Origin of the sequence: Sulfuricurvum sp. IAE1, assembly GCF_004347735.1 — a bacterium.
GTDB lineage: Bacteria > Campylobacterota > Campylobacteria > Campylobacterales > Sulfurimonadaceae > Sulfuricurvum.
In genome coordinates this window covers 12860-33465 of record NZ_SLTI01000052.1, presented here as the reverse complement: position 1 = coordinate 33465, position 20606 = coordinate 12860, and the positions used below count along the sequence as shown (strand labels likewise).

At 50.7% G+C, this 20606-nt stretch carries 21 protein-coding genes; 12 read left to right on the top strand and 9 right to left on the bottom strand.

The annotated features are described in order from the left end of the window. Positions 1 to 294 precede the first annotated feature (294 nt). The 6 genes from arsC to E0765_RS07695 all read right to left on the bottom strand — a co-directional run bounded on the left by arsC (position 295) and on the right by E0765_RS07695 (position 7349). Positions 295 to 636: an arsenate reductase (glutaredoxin) gene (gene arsC / locus E0765_RS07720; protein ID WP_132812655.1), complete on the bottom strand. Its 342-nt coding sequence runs from the start codon at positions 634 to 636 to the stop codon at positions 295 to 297. A 58-nt stretch (positions 637 to 694) separates the two neighbouring features. Further along, positions 695 to 1084: a hypothetical protein gene (locus E0765_RS07715; protein WP_132812654.1), complete on the bottom strand. Its 390-nt coding sequence runs from the start codon at positions 1082 to 1084 to the stop codon at positions 695 to 697. Further along, positions 1071 to 3065 (bottom strand): hypothetical protein, encoded by a 1995-nt coding sequence (locus E0765_RS07710; RefSeq protein WP_132812653.1) that lies wholly within the window; start codon positions 3063 to 3065, stop codon positions 1071 to 1073. The genes E0765_RS07715 and E0765_RS07710 overlap by 14 nt, the downstream gene beginning before the upstream one ends. Further along, a complete protein-coding gene (locus E0765_RS07705) occupies positions 3059 to 5500 on the bottom strand; it encodes a hypothetical protein (RefSeq protein WP_132812652.1) in 2442 nt (813 codons plus the stop codon). The genes E0765_RS07710 and E0765_RS07705 overlap by 7 nt, the downstream gene beginning before the upstream one ends. A gap of 20 nt (positions 5501 to 5520) precedes the next feature. Then, on the bottom strand, positions 5521 to 7074 hold the full coding sequence (locus tag E0765_RS07700; protein WP_132812651.1) for a site-specific integrase: 1554 nt from the start codon (positions 7072 to 7074) through the stop codon (positions 5521 to 5523). Between the two features lie 65 nt (positions 7075 to 7139). Beyond that, positions 7140 to 7349 (bottom strand): hypothetical protein, encoded by a 210-nt coding sequence (locus tag E0765_RS07695; RefSeq protein WP_188109931.1) that lies wholly within the window; start codon positions 7347 to 7349, stop codon positions 7140 to 7142. A 167-nt stretch (positions 7350 to 7516) separates the two neighbouring features. On the opposite strand from E0765_RS07695, the gene E0765_RS07690 reads away from it, so the two are divergent. The 9 genes from E0765_RS07690 to mobA all read left to right on the top strand — a co-directional run bounded on the left by E0765_RS07690 (position 7517) and on the right by mobA (position 15910). Further along, positions 7517 to 9706 carry a TonB-dependent receptor gene (locus tag E0765_RS07690; RefSeq protein ID WP_132812650.1) on the top strand — a complete coding sequence of 730 codons (2190 nt, stop codon included), beginning with the start codon at positions 7517 to 7519 and terminating at the stop codon, positions 9704 to 9706. Between the two features lie 10 nt (positions 9707 to 9716). Beyond that, positions 9717 to 10529, top strand: a complete 813-nt coding sequence (locus E0765_RS07685; RefSeq protein WP_132812649.1) for a hypothetical protein — start codon at positions 9717 to 9719, stop codon at positions 10527 to 10529. After that, positions 10522 to 11523, top strand: coding sequence for a 4Fe-4S binding protein (locus E0765_RS07680; protein WP_132812648.1), 1002 nt, complete (start codon positions 10522 to 10524; stop codon positions 11521 to 11523). The genes E0765_RS07685 and E0765_RS07680 overlap by 8 nt, the downstream gene beginning before the upstream one ends. 3 nt (positions 11524 to 11526) lie before the next feature. Then, complete coding sequence (locus tag E0765_RS07675; protein WP_132812647.1) at positions 11527 to 12174, top strand: sulfite exporter TauE/SafE family protein; 648 nt, start codon at positions 11527 to 11529, stop codon at positions 12172 to 12174. Beyond that, a complete protein-coding gene (locus E0765_RS07670) occupies positions 12171 to 12875 on the top strand; it encodes a TonB family protein (RefSeq protein ID WP_165921717.1) in 705 nt (234 codons plus the stop codon). Before E0765_RS07675 ends, E0765_RS07670 begins: the two co-directional genes overlap by 4 nt. A gap of 90 nt (positions 12876 to 12965) precedes the next feature. Further along, complete coding sequence (locus E0765_RS07665; protein WP_132812645.1) at positions 12966 to 13493, top strand: hypothetical protein; 528 nt, start codon at positions 12966 to 12968, stop codon at positions 13491 to 13493. Between the two features lie 56 nt (positions 13494 to 13549). Next, positions 13550 to 14818: a 3-isopropylmalate dehydratase large subunit gene (locus E0765_RS07660; RefSeq protein WP_132812644.1), complete on the top strand. Its 1269-nt coding sequence runs from the start codon at positions 13550 to 13552 to the stop codon at positions 14816 to 14818. Between the two features lie 46 nt (positions 14819 to 14864). Continuing rightward, a complete protein-coding gene (locus E0765_RS07655) occupies positions 14865 to 15326 on the top strand; it encodes a DUF2780 domain-containing protein (RefSeq protein WP_132812643.1) in 462 nt (153 codons plus the stop codon). Beyond that, complete coding sequence (gene mobA / locus E0765_RS07650; protein WP_255417884.1) at positions 15323 to 15910, top strand: molybdenum cofactor guanylyltransferase MobA; 588 nt, start codon at positions 15323 to 15325, stop codon at positions 15908 to 15910. The genes E0765_RS07655 and mobA overlap by 4 nt, the downstream gene beginning before the upstream one ends. On the opposite strand, the gene E0765_RS07645 is transcribed toward mobA, so the two are convergent. Then, a complete protein-coding gene (locus E0765_RS07645; protein ID WP_132812642.1) occupies positions 15852 to 16733 on the bottom strand; it encodes a hypothetical protein in 882 nt (293 codons plus the stop codon). The two genes, mobA and E0765_RS07645, sit on opposite strands and share 59 nt — an antisense overlap. 246 nt (positions 16734 to 16979) lie before the next feature. On the opposite strand from E0765_RS07645, the gene moaC reads away from it, so the two are divergent. The 3 genes from moaC to E0765_RS07630 are packed head-to-tail and all read left to right on the top strand — an operon-like array spanning position 16980 to position 18806. Beyond that, positions 16980 to 17465: a cyclic pyranopterin monophosphate synthase MoaC gene (moaC, locus tag E0765_RS07640; protein ID WP_132812641.1), complete on the top strand. Its 486-nt coding sequence runs from the start codon at positions 16980 to 16982 to the stop codon at positions 17463 to 17465. Continuing rightward, on the top strand, positions 17431 to 17700 hold the full coding sequence (locus E0765_RS07635; protein ID WP_132812640.1) for a YbeD family protein: 270 nt from the start codon (positions 17431 to 17433) through the stop codon (positions 17698 to 17700). Before moaC ends, E0765_RS07635 begins: the two co-directional genes overlap by 35 nt. A gap of 53 nt (positions 17701 to 17753) precedes the next feature. Next, complete coding sequence (locus E0765_RS07630; RefSeq protein ID WP_132812639.1) at positions 17754 to 18806, top strand: DUF6781 family protein; 1053 nt, start codon at positions 17754 to 17756, stop codon at positions 18804 to 18806. Positions 18807 to 18934: 128 nt separating this feature from the next. Here the strand turns inward: E0765_RS07630 and E0765_RS07625 are convergent, their stop codons facing one another. Further along, complete coding sequence (locus E0765_RS07625; RefSeq protein ID WP_132812638.1) at positions 18935 to 20020, bottom strand: 4Fe-4S binding protein; 1086 nt, start codon at positions 20018 to 20020, stop codon at positions 18935 to 18937. Next, positions 20013 to 20582 carry a molecular chaperone gene (locus E0765_RS07620; RefSeq protein ID WP_132812637.1) on the bottom strand — a complete coding sequence of 190 codons (570 nt, stop codon included), beginning with the start codon at positions 20580 to 20582 and terminating at the stop codon, positions 20013 to 20015. The genes E0765_RS07625 and E0765_RS07620 overlap by 8 nt, the downstream gene beginning before the upstream one ends. Positions 20583 to 20606: the final 24 nt, after the last annotated feature.

Here is a 20606-nt window from a genome sequence, read left to right as displayed (position 1 = left end):
CTTTCACTGCCTCGTTAAAATTGAACACCTCGTTCATCTGTCTTTCCTTTAGAATATACAATTCTATCGGACTGACACGAAATTTCTAACACTCCCTCGAATGGTGCTTCTGCAAGGTTAGATACGGCTTCTTCTATCTCAACTGCATTCATGCTTTTATCTCTATCGATGATTTAGACAGAACACACAATATTTTGAGAAGATACATCGAATCCCTTCAGGCACATAAAGTGTTTATATTTTACCAAAAGTACCTGATTTTAACGTTCAATAGGACAAACTGCGCTTGATGATTTAGAGATCTAAAACCAATGATGGCGGGCGTCCGATTATTGTCTTAGTGTCAGTGATAATTATGGGTCTCTCAATCAACTTTGGATTATCAACCATTGCTTTAATAAGGGTTTGTTCGTCTTGAATATTCTCTAAACCAAGTTCTTTGAAGATGGTCTCTTTCGTTCGCATAAGATCTTTAGCCTTGATACCAAGTTTATTTAATACGTCCTTGATATCATCAACGCTTGGGGATTCTTGTAAATAGTTGTAGATTTCAATTTCCTTGCCTTGATCTTCTAATAGTTTTAAAGCCTCACGGGATTTACTACAACGATTGTTATGCCATATTTTTATTGCCATTTTATTCTCCACTGAAAAGTGATGCAATTTTACCGACTATTTTATTTCGACTGTTCATTTATCTTCTTTTTGACACCAATTTCAACCCATTTTCGTTCTTATATTGAGCCAGTTCTGTTTCCAATTCATGTATGCGATTGATAAGCATCACTTCTCGCGCATAAGCTTTTTCAAGTTTGTTTTTAAAATCGTCACGCTCATCTTTGAATTTATTTTTTATCCGAGTTTCTTCGATCAATTTATCAGCTTTCTTATCCTTTTTCAGGCGCTCAGCTTCAGCATCTTCAATCATACCCCGTATTGCGGGGTTAGTCAGATATTTATCATCCCTTGATGGGTTTAGTAAATTTGGGTCTATACCCATAGCTTCGCTGACAGTTCTCTTATTAATCTTCTTACCCTTAGGCACTTTTTTGATACCTTCCAGATATCTATCAATCCTGTTCATTTTCTCCTCCTAATGTTTTTCGAAACTCTTTCAGCGCTTCCAAGTCCTCTTGCTGATCACGAAGCTCTATACTACCTGGCATATCCAGTGCAACCTTTTCCACAAACCGCCCCTGTACGTCTATAAGATGATCAACCTTATTTATATTTGGCACTTTTTCAGGGCATTCAAGGCATGGTTTCCATATCAGCATCATATGACCGTCACACGGCGTAAGCGATTTACATGAACCGATGGCCGTATTCGTATGACCGATCTCTCCTCTTTTCATTTTGGCAGCTACAGTCTGCAACCCGTCAATATCCTCAATCTGCTCAGATGGCTCCACTGGTGTAACATCTCTATCCGTAGGTGCGAAACCGCTTTGGTGACGGTCAAGGTTTATCAGCATATCACGCCATAGTGCACGTGCATGATGTTCGTCACGCAGACGTTCTGCTTCATAGCTGACATGATACTTGGAATCTGTCCCTTCTAGTGGCTGTGCTACATAATGGCCGTTGCCGTAGTGTATAGTAGTTGCCTCGAATAAATGTCGGTACTGATTACCAAGCGCCGTTATGTTAACCAGTCCAGAACGCAGTGAATAAACCGCAACTGATCGACGATACTGATGCCAATTGAACCTCCAGACCATCCCCACTTGATAATGAGGGTCATTGTCCCAGTCACGATCTGGTTCTGTGGCTTTCAGAGTTTTCTCAACATCCTCTTCCGTGATAATAAGCTGTGATTCATCCAAAGGCAACTCATTACCTCTGTCCAGTTGTGTGTTCACTTCCATGTGCATCGCACGCCCTCCTGAAATCCATCCAGGATTAAATAACAGCGGAAGCTCTTTGTTTCCTGGATGGGAATGTTTGGCTATGACCTTAGCAATGGCTGTTTGCAAATCAATGACCTTTTTGATTTCCTTAATTGTCACAAAGGAATGAATGATTGGGATCCCGTTCTTGCTTTCAATTCCGTTGATTACTGGGGCCGATCCCGCTCCTTTTTCATGATAACATCCAATCCACAAGGAACATCCTTCATCGTTCCGCATCCCTGTATAACCATAAATCAAATGACGGCAGGTCTTAGAGAGAGCGCTCAAATAACCCACTAATGATTTTCTGCCGTTGATCCCATAGATATCACAGAACGAATCCAAGCTTAGTTCGTTAGCCAGCTCACCAAATAAAATATACGGATTTGGCCTTGAAACACCTCGTTTACGTGCAATACTCCCAGCCGTAGTACTACTAGCCGCATATTGAAGCGGCTCTATCATTAGCCGATCAATCATGGCGGCCAGTTTGGTACGCACCTTCCATACGACATCAACATGCTCCCAGCGCATCCGTTGAGCATTTCGGAGTATCCGTGGGGGTATGCATTCGCTCTGTTCTTGTGAATCTACGTACTCCCTATAGTACATGGCAAGTACCCGCAGATGCTCACTGTCGTATTTATAGACTATACCAAACCATTTTTGCTGCTGTAGTCTCGATAGAAAATTGATAAGACCAATGGTCAATCCAGAACGGTATTTTTTCAATTTGATCTCAGTTGTGATATAGCGTCTCATCGCTTGCGGATTACTCAGCAACACTTCTATGGATATGTCATGCTGTGTTGCAAATCGGTACATCGAAAGTATCGCGTCTAGGTAAATTGATTTCAAAGAGATAGGAGACTTGATACTACCATTTTTGCCTTTTCCAAGCTGCATAATAATGAACATCAAGCGCTTGATTAGTGTCTTGTCTTGCTGATTTTTGATCCCGGCAAACGAGATTTGCTTGTGCTTTTTACGACTAAGAGACCATGTAAGCCGCCAGATGTCGTCCTTGTATCGCGAATGAGGTTTCCCAGTTTCCTGATCGTAAGAAATGACTGTCTCTGGATCTATGTATGCTTCATTTGTGCTATGCTCATCATATTTCCAACCCTGCGGTGGATATGGCATATCCTCTGTGATCGTGAATACTTCTACCATACTGCCTCCCAGTTTCGTTCATGTACTCCCTGCCAATAGCTCGTAAGGTTTTGTTTGTCTACCTCTTTTCGTAGGTCTTCAATAATGCCAGAAGTCTCTGGATACTTGATTTTCAACGCTTCAAGCAGCAACTCGATGCGATCAAGTATAGGTTCGGTCACCGTATCGAAATGCACTTGTGACCACGCATGTAGTTTAGAGAACTCTTTTATGACATACTTCATTGACAATACCTTGTGTATCTCCTGTTTGATAGGCATCAAGCGATAGTGTTTACAGAATAGACAAGTCATCTTTTTATTGCAATCAGGTTTGATTGGGGCCTTTTCAACCTGTGCTTCAGGTTGCTTATGGTTTTTGCAAGCCCCTGAACTTATCATCTCGCTATCGTCTACCTCCATGGTGAGGCTATGCTGATAATCGAAATAATTAGCCATCATCTTTTGACTCTCTCCTTTGGGCTGAGCAGGATAATTGCTCTGACTGATTGATTCGGTATGCTGCAGCAGTTTTGCGGCAAGATAAGTCCGCCCATTAGTTTCTTTCATGATCCACTGTTTCTTGAACCGACGAAGTTTTCGTGAACCGAAATAATTCAAATCAGGATAGTATCTTTGGAATTCTTTATAGGCACGAACTCCAAATCCCCCATTCTGGTACGATCCAGTAAGTTTGATATTCTTGCCTGTGCCTGTAAAATAGAGGGTATCGCAGCTATTCCCATCAAGGACATAGCGGCGAAGCTTCAAGAAAGTAATAAAGCTCGGCTTGAATTTCCGCTGTATCGAAAACTCGACGACTTTACCCCCTGCTCGGTGCTTGATGTTTCTTAACTTGACACTGTCCCCGTTATCCTCTTCAAACAGGTCATTCTCATCACTCCACGGCATGGTTGCGAGCGTCACATCATTTAACCCTGTGATGTCCATCATCACCATAAAATAAGCTTGCATAGCTAGAACGCCAAGAGATAAGCGAGTATTATGAGAATAGTCGCTGTTTGCTTTAAGAATGGCTGCACAAAAAGTATTGAGAGTGTCGGCAGCTCCGTTCAACATTAATGCTTGCTTTGCAGGACTCTTACGTTGATATACTTCACTCCTCATCACTACTGCTTTTACTCCAGCCTCATTCCTGAGATCAAGTACATCCGGATCGAAATATATACGCCAGTCGAATCTATTAGTTCCATTGAAAGGGGTCATAATTTGGGGATATGCAGGTATTTGTGGAACCAATATCGCATCATGCTCCAGTAGCTTAATAGCGCAGGGATAAGGCTTGTGTTCGAGCAAAAAGTTGGTAACCTGCTCGAAAAACTGGTAATAGTAGCTCAGCGCATCACCTAGTGCACCAATATCTATAACGGCTTCATCCTCATTTTGCCAACCACCCTCGACATATCCAGTCATTCCTTGAATTTTTCCTGCGTTTCCGTTGGTGAAAGCTTCCGCAAGCATTAAACACACACTGGCTTGGATTTTTCCCGCATGTTTGCGACCAAAGTGGTCAATATCAATAGTCTGATTTTTTCTTCTAGGATCATGCCCTTTAACCACTTGGTGCAAATACAAAGAGAATCCCCGATAACTTTCTTCGGCCTCTTTTGCATTCTTAGGCGTCATATTTCCGGTCCGGTTAAGCCAGTTGATGTACTTTTCAATATCTTTCGCGCGCATACCTTGTGATTTTTCAGTTGTTGCATTAAGTGCTAAGATTGCTCCTCTGACTAAAAAAGTACGCTGTATATCAAAACTGCTTGGATCCACATAGGTCAAAACCCCTTTTGTTCCTTCACTAAATCGGAACCATCTTTGATACAGCCACGATCCAAAGTGCACTTCTTTGCCATTTATAAATTTAACAGCAGCATTTTTATAGCTGGTGATCTCCGCATCCCCAAATTCCATCTCTTTTACAAGTGTGTTCAACGATTGACATTGATGTGACAAACACACATAACCTTTGGGTATCTCCAGCACTGGTTTATCAAACACTTTTTGCGCTTCCCTAATCTCTTCAAATAATTTCATTTTCCAAGGGTATAATTGGCGTTTTTCCCTGGGCAAAAGATAAACTGAACTTCTCCCAGCTTTCTCACCGATTACACTTAAACCCGGCTTTTCGCCATTTTTGACCATCTCGTTCAGGATCTTTTTCATCCTCTTATACTCCGCGCCGCCATTATCTTCCCATTCGCGACGTAGTGATTTGTATTCTGTAAGTATCTTTTGGGCCCAAAAGTGTTTTTTGGCGGTTGCTTGCAGGTAACCATTGGTGACGCCAGCAGCTTTTTCAAGTTTTATTTTCATAGGCTCCTCGCCATTATTGCGCAATGCTTCAAGCGTACTCTCAAACGATGCTTGAAGTTCGGCGTGATCGTATAAGACAGTGATGAACCCCCTATTGCTTGCCCGTCTAACAGTTTTTGTCACTGTCAACTCCTCTGTAACACTCATTTACTAACCCGATCTCTAAGGATACGTTTTTGAATCTCTGCGTATCTGTATTCTTCGAATTCAAACTGCAACTGAGGCAGCTTTTGTTCGTAATGTTGCTTGAAGTCGAGATACATCTGGGTGGTAGCGATGCTGTCATGCCCCATCAACTTTGAGAGTTTGATAAGGACAGCTGACCACGTGGTCTCACCGCCATCGACGAACGATTCGTTACGATCAATAAAGCGCATTGCTCCACTTGCTCTGAGGTCATGGAAGCGGACAGGGAACAGTTGCCTGTCAGTACACTCTTGTGCCAGTGGCCCGTCACGGAACCGCTTCATGGCCTGATCAATTCCGTTTCCAGTCTTTTTCGGCTTCCCTTGATCAAGCCAGTTTGGAAGATTGATATCATCATTGGCGTGGTAGTACGGCGTACTCTCCATTGTCTTCTTATCGTAGGTTAAAAACAGATACTGATCAAGATCACTATTTTGTGAAAGGGCATAGTTGCGGTATTTCACTGCACGTGGTGATATGATGTATTCTATGATGACAAGCCGGAGCCAGTTATCTATTGTAATTTTCATCCGCTTACCATTCTTCGTGTCTGCACCTGTACCGTCACCAACATGAATATCATGTGTGCCTTTTAGATCGATTTTAGAAAGGTTGTTCTGCCGCCAATGCCGCAACGTCATAGGGTCGTAACCAGCAGGGAGATTGCTAATAAAGTGTTTAAGCCTGAGCGTATAAACTGTCTGCTTTCTGGCCATCGAAGTAATAGCGATCATCGACCCAAGTACCAGTTCTTCATGTGTAAACTTGAGCATGGCCTTTTCAAAGATGATCTGTTCGGCAATGCTCATAGGCCGCATCTTCTCACCATCACGAATGTGTCCGTCATCCTGATTCTGTGTTTTGGCTTCCTGGTCAACTCGGTTATAACCAATTTCCATGATGTAGCCACCCCCGTTAGCGGTTGCAATAATCTTACTTGACATGCTACGTTCAAGCATATCGACAGGGAAGGAAATCTTTCTTACTTCAATTAGGTATTGGTAGAAACCAGAAACAGCCTTCATCTTCGGGCCCCACTGCTTTGCCTTGATCTTTAAAAGATACTGTCCGTACATGACATTAGGACGGCGTGACTTTATGGGTGCGTTCAAATAGTGGAAACGTCTTGCTTCCGGGATTTCCCTTCCGTCTTGTTCAGCTGCTGCTTCCTCATTATTTTCGGTCATCTCACAGAAGCGAAGAAAATCTTGAAGATAATCCGCAATCTGTTGCAACCGCTTAGGTGTTATCTCTTCACGATGTTTGATCTTCCAAATCAAATATAATGTCGCGTCTTTCCACAACGAACCGTCTTCATTCACTACAAACGGGAAGTTGTGAAATTTTGAAATACCAAGTCCATAGTCAGGATCATCAGGCGAAATCCCATCTCGACCATAATAGATACAGATGTCATTTTCTTCTTTTAGCTTCTCAGTTTGTATCTCGAAAGAGTCTTCGGTAGGGATAGTAGTAGGTGTATAAAAGTGGACCGTGCCGTTCAATGCCATAGTTACTCCTTGATAAAGATGTAACTATTCTATCGTGTCTATATTTTTTATGTCATAGTATGTCACTATGCAACAAGCATGTCATCCCTGTCCTCTTTGGTGCGCATCAGTTCCCGCGCCGAAATACCCAGTTTCTTCAGCAACGATTCGATCTCCTCGCGGCCAGGCGTCTCTTCCAGATATTTCACGACGCCGAAATCGGCCCCTTTCTCTTCGAGGAGTTTGATCGCTTCGCGCGATTTGGAACATTTTGGGTTATGCCAGACGGTAGTCATGGTGGCCCCCGTTTTTAGACGCCATTATACTCCACCCTTCGGCGCTTACGCCCTGCCCACACTCTCACTTTTTTAAAATATTAATTATTTCTTGATTCGTGCAATTAACACAAATGTAACACTATTCCTTCATAATCACCCACTTTTATTTCCGAACAGGAGCGGTGATGGCCAACATTTCCCACAGCGTTATTCTTTCTTCCCTGCTTGCAGGCTCATGCCTGGCTGCCGAAAACCTCGGCATTATCGGTATCGACTCGACGACGATCGACGACCGTTTTCACTCGTCGCGGACGGAAGCCTCCTCCACCTCAACGATCGACGGGCAGAAAGTGGACGACTCTCACGTCGAAAATATCCAGCAGGTGCTTAACGCGATCCCCGGCATCACCACCGAAGTCAAAACCGGCGACAGCCTCAAAATCCACATTCGCGGTATCGAAAACCAGGTGTATATGGGTGAAAAACCGGGCGTTGCCGTCGTCATCGACGGGGTCCCGGTGTTCGAGCGGACCGGGGCGGTCAATATCGACCTCGACAACATCGAATCGATCAAGGTAATCAAAGGGGGAGCTTCCTATCTCTTCGGTGACGACGCCCTTTCCGGAGCCGTTATCATCACCACCAAACGGGGGGCCAAATACAACCACAACTTCGGAGCCATCGAGCGGGGAAGCTTCGGTTACCAGAAACTCGTCGCCCGTACGGGGTATGCGAACGACGATCTGAGTTTCCATATCCAGGCAAGCGAGCGCAAAGCCGACGGCTACCATGAAGATTCCGACTACAAAGCCCAATACGTCAACGGGAAACTCCAGTACTACCTCGACGATACGAGCGACCTGACGTTCGGGCTCGAAGCTTCCAAACGTAAAAAAGATTCCCACGGAACCGTCGGGGGCCTGAGCGAGGCGCTGAACAATCCCCAAAGCATCTACACCGGCGACATGGACAGTCGCGACTATACCCGAAAATACGACGTCGACCTCTTCAAGCTGTTTCTCACCTATTCGAAAGATTTTTCCGACAACACCAACCTCCTCGTCAACGGCTACGTCTACACCGACGACACCTATTTCTGGTCGAGTCCCCAAACGAAAAACGCCCTCGGCGCTTCTGGAACCTACACCGACGACGATTACGTTTACGACAACTATTACGAACAGGTGCAGACGGGTATCAAAGGGGAATTCCGGACCGCGACGCAGACCTTCGCAACCCTGCTTGGAATCGACCTGCGCGACAACAACTACAAAAACAAGGTGCTCTACCGCGTCGCGCAACGGGTCGGATATTTCCCCAGCTATACCTACGTATCGGCCGGAGACGAAAACAGCAACAACGAAACCGACGAAAACGTCTACGCCCTCTACGGCGAATACAAACACGCCCTCACCGACCGGCTCAGCGCGACGTTCAACGCCCGTTACGACGCGATCAAACTCGACTACACCGACTCCCGCAACAACCGGCTGGATAAATCGTTCGACGTTTACTCCTACCGCATCGGGAGCAACTACGATCTGGGCAAAGAGAGCAGCGTCTTCGCAAACTACTCCACCGGGTTTCGGGCGCCTACGATTTCACAGCTCTTCGCCGCAAACGTCAGCACCTACGGAAGTACCCAAAACAACCCCAACCTCCGCCCCGAACACGCCAAAAACTACGAAGCGGGGGTGCGCGGAAACTACAACGGCCTCCAATACGAAGCCTCGCTGTTCCGCATCGACCGCAAGGATTTCATCATGAAAACGGCCGGAAACTACGGGAGTGTCGACAGCACCGTCACCGACATGTGGGATAACATCGGGGGGGCGAAACACCAGGGATTCGAACTCTCCGCCGTCTCGAAACTCGGGGACAAGGTTTCATGCAACGTCGCCTACACCTACCTTGACGCCAAATACACCGATTACGACCGCTTCGGCATCCATTTCGATGCCGACAACGACGGCAGGGTCGATACCGGCGAAGTGACCTATTACAACGTCACGGGCAATACGATCCCCCGAACGTCCAAACACAGCCTCAACGTCATCCTCGATTACCAGCACAACGCCAATATCAAACTTTCGGCCGAATACACCAAACGCTCCGATTACTATGCCGACGATCTCAACCGCCTCCGGATCGACGGCCAGGAAGCGGTCAACCTGCTGGCCGAGTACAAAGCAAAAGCCTTTGACGTTGAATACTCGCTGTTTGCCCGCATCGACAACCTGATGGACAACCGCTATTTCAATACCGCCAGAGCCAGCAGCGACCGCGACGAAAACGACGTGTTCGATTACGAAGACCTCTCGATCACGGTCAACCCCGGTCGCGTCTACACCGCCGGCTTCTCCATCAAATTCTAAGGAACCCGATATGAAAAACCTTCTCCTCGCTCTTGTACTGGGAACCTCCCTCTGGGGGTACGGCGAAGGGGTCTTATACTGGACCCCCCACGGATGCGATACGGGCAAAGCGGCCGCCGCAGCCCACGGCGGACACGGAAAAGGGGAGAGCGCCATGTTCGCGGCGATGAACCTCGAAGGGAATGCGACCGCCCGGCTCGTACTTCCCGACCTCTCGCTCAAAGAACTCCGCTTCAACCAAAATACGGTGATGCTCCCCGCACCCAAATTAGGGGGATATTATGCGATGGTGGCGGAAAGCAACGTCAGCGGCAACGTTTACGGCGCTATCCGGTACCTGTCGCTCTTCGGCCGCCCCGCCAAAGTCTCTCCGACCAAGCTCACGGCCCTTCCCAAAACCGTCCTCGAAATCGTCCCCGATCCCCTGCATCGCGAACACGACCGCTACACGGGTTCCAAAACGTACCGATTTGTCGCACTGTTCAAAGGTAAGCCCCTGCCAAACACCCCTCTGGTTCTGGAAACCAGCCGAAGCGGCGCAAAAACCTATGAGAGCGGATCGGACGGCACGGCGGAAGTGACCCTTCCCGATGATTTTGAGAATGTAAAACCGGGCCGCGGCAACAAACCTTCCGAATTTCTTTTGACCCTGCGCCATGAAGAGGGGGGTATCCGTTACGTCACCACCTTCTCGATGCCCTACTCGCCCAACCCGAACAACCACTGGCAATCGCTCGAATGGGGTACCGCTGCGGCGGCGACGGGATTTTTAGCGGGGCTGTTCTTCTATCGACGCAGCCGCAAAGGGGGACACAATGGATAAATTTCTGACCGTAACGGCACTACGCCGTGTCGTACAGCTCACCGCCTTTTTCTTTTTCGTCTACGGGGCAACCGTTTTCACCACGTTTTACACCGACGATAAACTCACCCAGGCCCTTCCGGCCCTCTCGTGCGCCTACGACATGAAGGGGGGCGACTATTGCGCCCTCATCCCGCTGCAACACCAGATGGACCACCGCGTCTCGACCCTCTTTACCGAACATGCGGGCATCATGCAAGCACTGATGGGAACCGCGATCACCGTCGGTACCGTTGCCCTTTTGATCCTGATCCTCAACAAAGCGTTCTGCGGATGGCTCTGCCCTTTGGGATTCTTTCAGGAGAGCGTCGGGATGATCGGGACGAAGCTGGGGATGAAACAGCTCCCCTCCCTCTCGGCCGGTACGGTAAACAAAATCCGCCCGGTCAAATGGTTTATTTTTCTCTTTCTGGTACTCATTTTCCCGCTGCTGACGGGGATCGGTTTGCTGGGGCATGAGTGGGGATCGCCGTTTTGTTCCATCTGTCCAAGCCGTATTATGACGACCCTGGCGGTGGGCGATATGAGCCAGGTTTACATCTCTCAGGCGGGGTGGGGGTACTTTGCCCTCTCGCTTATTGCCGATCTGCTGTTCGGCCTGATGGTGGCCCTCGCTCTTTTCGTACGGCAGCCGTTTTGCCGCATCTGCCCGATCCTGCCGATGCAGACCCTGTTCAAAAAAATCGGCCTGCTGCGCCTCGTCAAAAACGGTTCATCCCACTGCGAAGGGTGTTCGAACTGCGTCAAAGCGTGTCCGATGGATATTTACGAGATCGGCGCACCGGCGCGGAATCGCGACATTACCCACACCGACTGCACCCTTTGCGGGCGATGCGTCGAATTCTGTCCGCACGATGGGGTCATGAGCTTCAAATACGGTCCTGCCACGATCCTCACCTCGTCCAAAGAGTCGTTTAAAAAACGGGTCAAGATCGATAAATGGTGGAAGGGATAAAGGGTGGAACCGTTATCGCTCGTCTCCCTTTTTCTGATCGCCCTCTCCTACGGAGCGACCGCATGCATGCTCTCGTGCATGCCGATCGTCTCCCCCATCCTGCTGGCCAACGGGGCTACCAGGTCACAAAGCCTTCGGGCACTCCTTCCCCTCATGGTGGGGCGCATCAGCGGCTACGTGACCCTGGCGATGGCTGCGTATGCGGGATCAGTTTTTATCAAATCACTCCTCCGCGACACCGTCTTGATGGGATACCTTCTGGGGAGCGTCACGATGGTGCTGGCGTTTCGGTTGTGGATGGACGCGCGGCGCGCGCAGCGATGCTGTAACGCCCCTTCGGCCCCATCCGACAACGTTTTTTCGCTCTTCCTGAGCGGGGCACTGCTGTCGATGTCAATCTGCGCTCCGGTGGTCACGATGATGACCCTCTCCGCCGCCGCAACCACCTGGTACGCCGCCCTGGCGTACGGGCTGGCGTTCGCTTTTGGGGCCACCGTCCTGTGGTTTTTGTTTTTTTCCCTTGTGCTGACCAAAATTCTCCGGGAAAGCCTGGAGCATTTAGGTACGTATCGCCGCTTTTTGCATCATGCGGCGCCCGTTCTTCTGGGCGCGGTAGGGATCGCTATATTCAACGGATGGTTACACCTATGACGTACGCCCGCAAATCCTTTGCCCTCTCACTCGCCTTTCATGCCCTGATGGGTTCCCTGGCTTTCTGGGTCCTCTCCCGGACGACCCCTCCCGCGGAAACGACCAAGATACCGCTCAAGATCATGTCGTTCCAGCCCGTGGAACAGCGTATCGCCGTTCCATTGCCGCCGATGGTTTCATCCCCAAAGGCTCAACGAAGCGCTGAGCGGGTACCGGCTTTGCCTCCCGTCCGGCCGTCTACGAGCCCCTCAACGCTGAAACCTTCCGCGCAATCTCCCGCCCCGGCGGTCGCGCCAACGCCGGTGTCCGCCCCTTCGACACCCGCGGCACTCCCGAAACCTTCCGATGTCGTCCAGAGCGCCCCGGCCGTGCCGACGGCACAAGCCCCCCAGGCCAAGCCCGACAATACGGTGGAAAAACGGGCTTTTCTCTCCTCTTTGCGCTCCGCGATTCAAAGCAACCTCCGCTACCCCTCTTCGGCACGCCGCCGCGGTATGGAAGGGGAAGTAGGGGTACGCTTCAGCCTCAACGGCAACGGAACCCTCGGAGCGATCACCATCCTCAGCGGGGAAGCCGTTTTCCACAATGCGGTCAAAGCCGCCGTCGCCTCGGCTTCAGGAATCGACATCCCCAAAAACCTTGTAAGTTCGATGCCGATGGAAATCGATCTGATACTCGAATTCCGATTAAAGAACGGATGATCGTTAACCCGTCCAACTATATCCCGATCTTTAGATTTTCTTATTATTATCGGAGGTATCATTGTTGCCAACTTCAGCAAGGAGATTACCATGCGATGGATCATAATGACGTTCGGATTCTTCACGGCGGCGGCTCTGGCATGCGCCAACCCCTCAGGATGCGGGTCAGGGTGCGCCAAAGGGGCCATCCCTCTCGTCGAAACCGTAACCTATGCAGTCAACGAACTGGGACTTGAAGAAAATTCCGATATCCAGACCGCTTTGCGCCTTTACCGCAAAGAGATGCGCACCCTTTCCCCAAAAGTACCCGAAGAAGCGTTTGTAGGGGGGCATTTCAACCCTGCGGCCTACATCGCCTACTCCCCCAGCGCCAAAGCGCTCCAGGCGCAGATCGATCTCTTTGAAACGATCTATCTGGTCCTCAACGACGCGCAGAAAAAAGAGTTTCCCCGATTGATGGGAATGTATCAGCATCACATGCAGTACGTCCTCCCGATGAAGGGGGGATGCGGCAGCAGCGGGTATGCGGCAGGATGCGATGTTCGCTCGCCGGCAAACTGCGGGACCAAAAACGTTCCCCCGGCATCATCCAAGAAACCCCTCCCCGCCAAACGCTAAGGGTCGCTGTGGTATAATCGCCCCCATTATTTAGCCCCTTGAAAAGGTTCTTGATTATGGGTCAGACTATTACCGAAAAAATATTTTCCGAACACGTCGGACACCCCGTTTATGCGGGTGAAATCGTCCGTTCGCCGATCGACATGGTCATCGGGAACGACATCACAACCCCCATCTCGATCAAAGCGTTCGAAGATGCGGGGGCGACCAAACTCGCCAATCCCGAGGGTTTTTCGATCGTCCTCGATCACTTCATCCCCGCCAAAGACATCGCATCGGCCAATCAGGCCCGCGTCAGCCGTGATTTTGCCAAAAAACACGCCATGAAGCACTTTTTCGACGAAAAAGATATGGGGATCGAACATGCCCTCCTTCCCGAAAAAGGGCTGGTAGTCCCGGGAGACGTCATCATCGGCGCCGATTCGCACACCTGTACTCACGGGGCACTGGGGGCTTTCTCGACGGGAATGGGGTCAACCGACCTCGCATTCGCGATGGTCACGGGGGGCAACTGGTTCAAAGTCCCCGAATCGATCAAAGTCGTCCTCAGCGGAAAACCGGGGAAATACACGACCGGGAAAGACATCATCCTAGAAGTCATCCGCATGATCGGCGTCGACGGGGCCCTCTACCGCACCCTCGAATTTGTCGGCGATACCATTCAGTATCTCAGCATGGACGACCGCTTTTCGATGTGTAACATGGCCATCGAAGCGGGTGCCAAAAGCGGCATCGTCGCCTACGACGAGATCACGGCCGAGTTCCTCGCCGACAAACCTCTGGCGCGCGAACCGAAAATCCACTACTCCGACGCCGACGCAACGTACGTGCAGGTACTCGAAATCGACGTAGGCGCTCTCGAGCCGGTCATCGCCTACCCGTTCCTGCCATCCAACGGGCACAGCCTCAGCCAGGCGGTCAGCGACCATATCAAAGTCGATCAGGCCTTTATCGGAAGCTGCACCAACGGCCGCCTCAGCGACCTCAAAATCGCCGCCGAAATCCTCAAAGGCAAACGGGTACACCCCGACGTACGCCTCATCGTCACCCCGGGGACGCAGCGGATCCTGCGCGAAGCGACAAAGCTGGGCTACATCGACATCATCGTCGATGCGGGCGGCGTCGTATCGAACCCGACGTGCGGTGCGTGTCTGGGGGGATACATGGGTATCCTGGGCGACAACGAAGTCGCCATCGCGACCACCAACCGCAACTTCGTCGGACGGATGGGAGCACGCAGCTCGAAAGTTTACCTCGCCAACTCGGCCGTCGCCGCCGCATCGGCGATCACGGGGTACATCACCGATCCTGCCACCATCCTCTAAACGTATCTGCTATAATGGCTCCATCACTCATGAAGGAGCCCTCATCATGCGCAACCTCATCCATCCCTTAACCGCACTGACCCTTATCGCCTCACAGGCCCAGGCCATCGACTTCGGAGGCCTTATCCAAAGCGTCGCCCCCGTCGCCCAGAGCGCCGCACCCGTCGTCGACGCATCGCTGGCCTCCAACCCGCTGATCAAAAACATCACGACGACGCTGGGCGTCACCCCCACCCAGGCGGTCGGCGGGGCGGCGGCGATCCTCAATGATGCCAAAAGTACGATGAAACCGACCGATTACGCTGCGTTGACCAAACAGCTTCCGCCGCTGGCGGCGATCGTCTCGGCCGCACCCGCCGTCGGAAGCGGCAGCGTCGCCTCCAAATTCAGCGCACTGGGGATGGACCCCTCCCTGATCGCCAAGTTCACTCCGCTGATCCTCGAATACATCCAAACGGGGACCACTCCGGGAATGGCCAAGCTCGTTCAGACGGCGTTGGCGGAATGATATCCGATCTCCCATGCGTTTTGTTCGCGGGCGGCAAAAGCTCCCGCATGGGGGAGGATAAATCGCTCCTCCCCTTCGGTGGGTTTTCCACCCTTGCCGAATACCAGTACCGGCGTCTGCTTTGCCTCTTCGAGCGGGTCTACCTCTCGTCCAAAGATCCCGAAAAATTCGGCTTCGACGCACCGGTCCTGCTTGATCCCGAAGGGGCCGATTTTGCCCCGACGGCAGGATTCGTCAGTGCGTTCCGTTCCCTAAAGGACGAGCGGATCATGGCGCTCAGCGTCGATACCCCCTTTGTCGATGCGTCCGTTTTCGAAACGCTCATCGCTGCCGATAACGGCGAATGCGACGCAATCATCGCCAAAACCGCTTCAGGGACCCATCCGCTGTGCGGGATTTACCGTCGGAGCCTGCTGGAGGAGATGGAGCGGATGCTCCACGAAGGGGACCATCGGCTGGGAAAACTCCTCGCCGCCTCCAACACCCTCTACGTCCCTTTTGAAGACGAAGAAGCGTTCGCGAACCTCAACCATCCTCACGAATATCACCGGGCGCTTTCTCGCTTTTGCGCACCAGATAAATAAAAATCGCAAACACCAGCAGCAAAAACGCCAGTGCGGCGATGAGCGTCGACGCGTACGGAAGGTCCTTGTAGTCATGGATCGCGATTTTAAAGACGACCAACAGCGCTTCGATCAGCAGCGCAATGATGATCGACACCGAAAAGTTCAGCAGCGTTTTGGCATTGAACGCATCGCTCAGACGCTGGGTGCGCGGCAAGACTTCCTGCTCGAAAATCGTTTTTCCCAGATCGTACACGGCCAGCCCCAGCGTCAGGGCGATAATCGGTTTGAATACCGTATCCATCGAGAGCGGCTCCGCCCCGACCAGGTATCCCCCGAACGTGTAAAACCCGTACAATACGACAAATACCCCGAAAAAGAGGAGTCCGCCGCCGATGACCGCATAGGAGGTACGGTTGATCCGTTTGAACACATCGTTTTTTTCGATCAGGTCGAATCGCTCCAGCAGCTTACGTACCCGGAAATCGAGGAAAAGGTAACCGTCCCCGACGGCATACACGACCGTCACGCACAGCACTCCCGTTGCCGAAGAGATGTAAGGTTCACTCACATAATATCCCTTCTCAAGGGCGGTTTCATTGACCAGATAGCCGCGATCGGCCCCGATCTCGCGATGATCTTCCCGGTCGGCATAAATGTTGGGGGAGTTCTGGACAAACCCCTCGTCGCATTTGTAAATCAGCTCCAGGCTCGGAAAGGTTTTAAAAAGGCGCTGCGCCAGCTGTACGTCGAATTTTTTGAGGCTCACTTTTCCCAGTGTGGTTACAATAAATTTTTCGAACAACGGGGCATTTGCCGAATAACTTCGTACCAAATCTTGCATTGTTTTCCCCTGTCGGTAAGGATGTCGGTTAAAAGCGTACGAATTGCCTCCGCGCACAGAGGCAAAGCGCTGAATCTTGAAGAAGGAGGTATGAGGGTTTCGGAATTACGTGCTATCGTTAGCCCCACCGAAATCTCATGCTAAAACTATAACCCAATTTTAATCATCGATATGATTATTTTTTCATCAGTTTCGGATTTACCACTCTTGGCTATAATTAGAAATACGCTACGATAAAGAGAAACCATGCAACTTACCCATCTTGACGAACGTGACCGTCCTAAAATGGTCGATGTTTCGGATAAAAATACGACATTCCGAGTCGCGGTTGCCAGCGGCCTCATCACGATGAGCCGCGAGGCCTTCGACGCCGTCGTCAACCAGACGGCCAAAAAGGGGCCGGTCATTCAGACGGCGGTTATCGCGGCGATCATGGGGACGAAAAAAACCTCCGACCTGATCCCGATGTGCCATCCGCTCAACCTCAGCGGCGTCAACTGCGACATCGAAGAGCTCCCCGACCTTCCGGGATTCCGTCTGAGCGTCACGGCCAAGCTTAGCGGCCAGACCGGGGTGGAGATGGAAGCCCTTACCGGGACCAGCATCGGACTGCTGACCATCTACGATATGCTCAAAGCGATCGACAAGTCGATGGTGATCGGCCCCGTTCAACTCGAAACCAAATCAGGAGGCAAAAGTGGTAATTATCAACGAATCGACTCAAAAGCTTGAGCTCGAATACCCCTGCAACTGGCTCTATAAAATCGTTGCGCACGAACGGGCCGGAATCGAAATCGCCGCGTTGGAAATCATGGGGGAACGCAACTATTCTCTGACCCCATCGAACACGAGCCGCGGGGGCAAATACATCAGCATGAATCTCGAACTCCTCGTGCACAACGAGGACGAAAGAACCTATTTTTACGAGACGCTCAAAGCCCACCCCCACATCAAAATGGTTCTCTGAGCTTAGAGAGTGAGGCGTGTGCCATCGGATTTTAATCTACTGACAGGAGTTTTATGATGAACCTCGAAACGTTCAAACGGGATATCAAAACGCGTTACCGTACCCTGGGATCGGCCGATCTCGAATCCAAAGTCTCCTCCATTGTCGAGTCGCTGCATAACGAATGGTCGGTCGCTCCCGATGCTCTTTCGGTACAGGAGATGAAAATGTTTACGGGGGCCATGATCGAAGAAGAAGGGGAGAGCCTCTACCACGAGCTCGAAGAACTTCTGGCCCAGAAAGAGCGTATCGAGCGCCAGATCGCACGCAAAAGTGAAGAGTTGCAACATCTCAAATACAACCTTTTCAACGCCCTTGAAAAACATTTCGGCAGTGATGAAACTACCCTCGAGCGGCTTCACCAGGTCAAAATCCAGTCGATCGACCTTCTCGAAATTCTCGAAGAGATCACCGAAAGCGCGGTGATCACAACCCTTGAAAAAGGGAGCGACATCGAAGAGACACTCGAAGAGATCATCAAGGAGATCACCTTCGAATCGCTCAACGCGAATGTCCTTAACGCCGTCCGTATACGCCGGATCCTTTCGAGTATCCTTCACAGCGCGATGAGCGTCGCCGAAGCGACCCCGAACCAGGCCGACACAATCCTTCGCGGTACGCTGCGTGGTATCCATACCGCCCTGATCAAATCGATCGAGAAATTTCGCCAGTACCTTCTCTACGTCCCCGAAGAGGTCAAAGCCCTCTACCGTGACGAGTACAAAACGATCGAAGTCGAACTCGACAACGTTGACACCCTGTTCACCCAAATCTTTCACGGCCTCAAAAGCCATAACAACCCTGCATTCGTCGAAAAACTCGAACGCCTCAACGAAGAGATCACGACCGGTTCGGATGAGCTCAAACGCCTCTCCCAGGAGACGGTCGAACTGTTGCGCAGTCGCCTTGCTCGAATCAAACGGGGCGTTACGGAGCGGGGGAACAAACTTCTGAAGTCAAAATCGGCACAGGAAGCCAAAGCGATGGGCGCCCGCGCCTGGAGCGTCGCCAAATCGGCTATGGAAGGGGCGATAAAAGGTGCCAAAGACGTCATGGAGAAAAAATAGCCCCTTGCGTGAGCCTGCCGCTGAGGCAAACACAGCGTTAGCGTAGCCAGACTGGGCTTTGCCCAGTGGCGTTATCGATACGCCGGGCGATAGAAGGCGCCAAAGGCGTTATGGAGAAAAAATAATCCTTATAGGTCGCGTGCGAGGGTGAACATGTTGGCGTGGTTCGTCACAAAGCTGATGCAGCGGTCGCAGATCGGATCGCCCCCCTTGTATGGATAAGGGGTACGGCATTCGTGGCACATCACCATCTCGTAATGGACCATCTGCTCCGCGCGGTCGAACGCCACGCTCACCAGATCGAATCCCTCTTTTTTCGTAATCGCATTGGGCTTGCAGATATCCTCGCAGATACCGCAGCCGATACATTTGCCCTGACTGAAATAGATCCCCTGCTTGTCCGAAGTCGGAAACAACGCATCGGTGGGGCAGAACTGGATACAGTCCGCACAGTTGGTACAGGTTTGGAAATCAATTTGTTTGTTGAAGAACAAAGGACTTGCTTCGGCGAACTCAGTGTTCTCCAGATCGCCGACGATCTCTTTGAGGGAGTTCTTGAGCAGCACCCGTTTCAACGGGATTTTCATGTCCGGCTGCTTGTGGTGCGCGATTGTCATTGCTTCGTGGGCTTCGCTCGAATCGGCAACCGATTCTTTAATCTTCTCGAATCCTTTGCGGAAGAGGGCACGGCGTTCATTGTGCTCTTCTTTCACCTCCAGGGTCTCGATCCGCTGTTCGCGTGCGACGGTTTCGAGAAAACGGTTCGCGTCGTCAATCTTGTTCCGGATTGTCGTTTCGAGCTTTCCGTTTTCGTTCAAAGGACACGTCGCGCAATGGCTCAGATCGCACGAAACGCTCATTCCGCCGCGCAGCGCCATCACGAGGTAATGCTCGCTGTCGAAAACCCCAAGGCACGGAGTCGAGGATTTGCACGACAGGAGGGGCTCTTCGCGATTTTTGAAACCCGCGGCAAATCCGTTGGGATCGAAACTCTCGATTTCGAGCGCCTCGGTCGGGCAGCTGCCGATGCACCCCGCACAACCGACGCATTCAGCCTCAAACAGTGTCAGCTTGTTGCGAACGATGCTAAACGCCCCTTTAGGGCACAAATCGATGCAGATTCGGCAGTCGTTATGGTAATACTCGTTGCGAAGACACCGCGTCCCCGTGTAGCTGAAGAGATTGCTTTTTTGAATGAAATTGATATTAGCCATTCGCTCCACCTGCACTGAGATACTCGTAATCGGCACTCAGAAATTCAACGATGAAGTCGCATATATCGCGGTAAAACGGTGTATCGGCCATATTCTTCATCCCCATCATATACGGAACGACCCAGGGAAAAAGGTGCTGATCTAAAAATTCGAGCTGGGGTGCCGCCTCGTCACGATACACCAGCGTCTGCATAAAAGCGAATTCTATGGAGAGATGATCGGGGGCCATGATCTGTGTCTGGTCCATATTGACCTCGAATCCGTGGGTAAAATAGAACGCCATTACCGGATTTTGCAGCCCTACCAGCGTTTCGTTTTTAGCGTCCAGGACAAACGATTCGACCGGCTGCGTATTGAGAATGAACATCGAGGTATAGTCGATGTTCATTGCTTCGTAAAGCGTCTCCTCATCGTTTGACTGTACCCATTCTTTCGTCTCTTCACCGATAATCTCCAAAAGCTGATCGTTGTTTTTGAGATCATGGATAAAACGACGGTCGGGAATATCGCTCATCACACGCGATAAAAAAGCATAAATGTAAAGACGGTATTCGTTGTTCATCAAATATATTCCTAAAAAAGATAG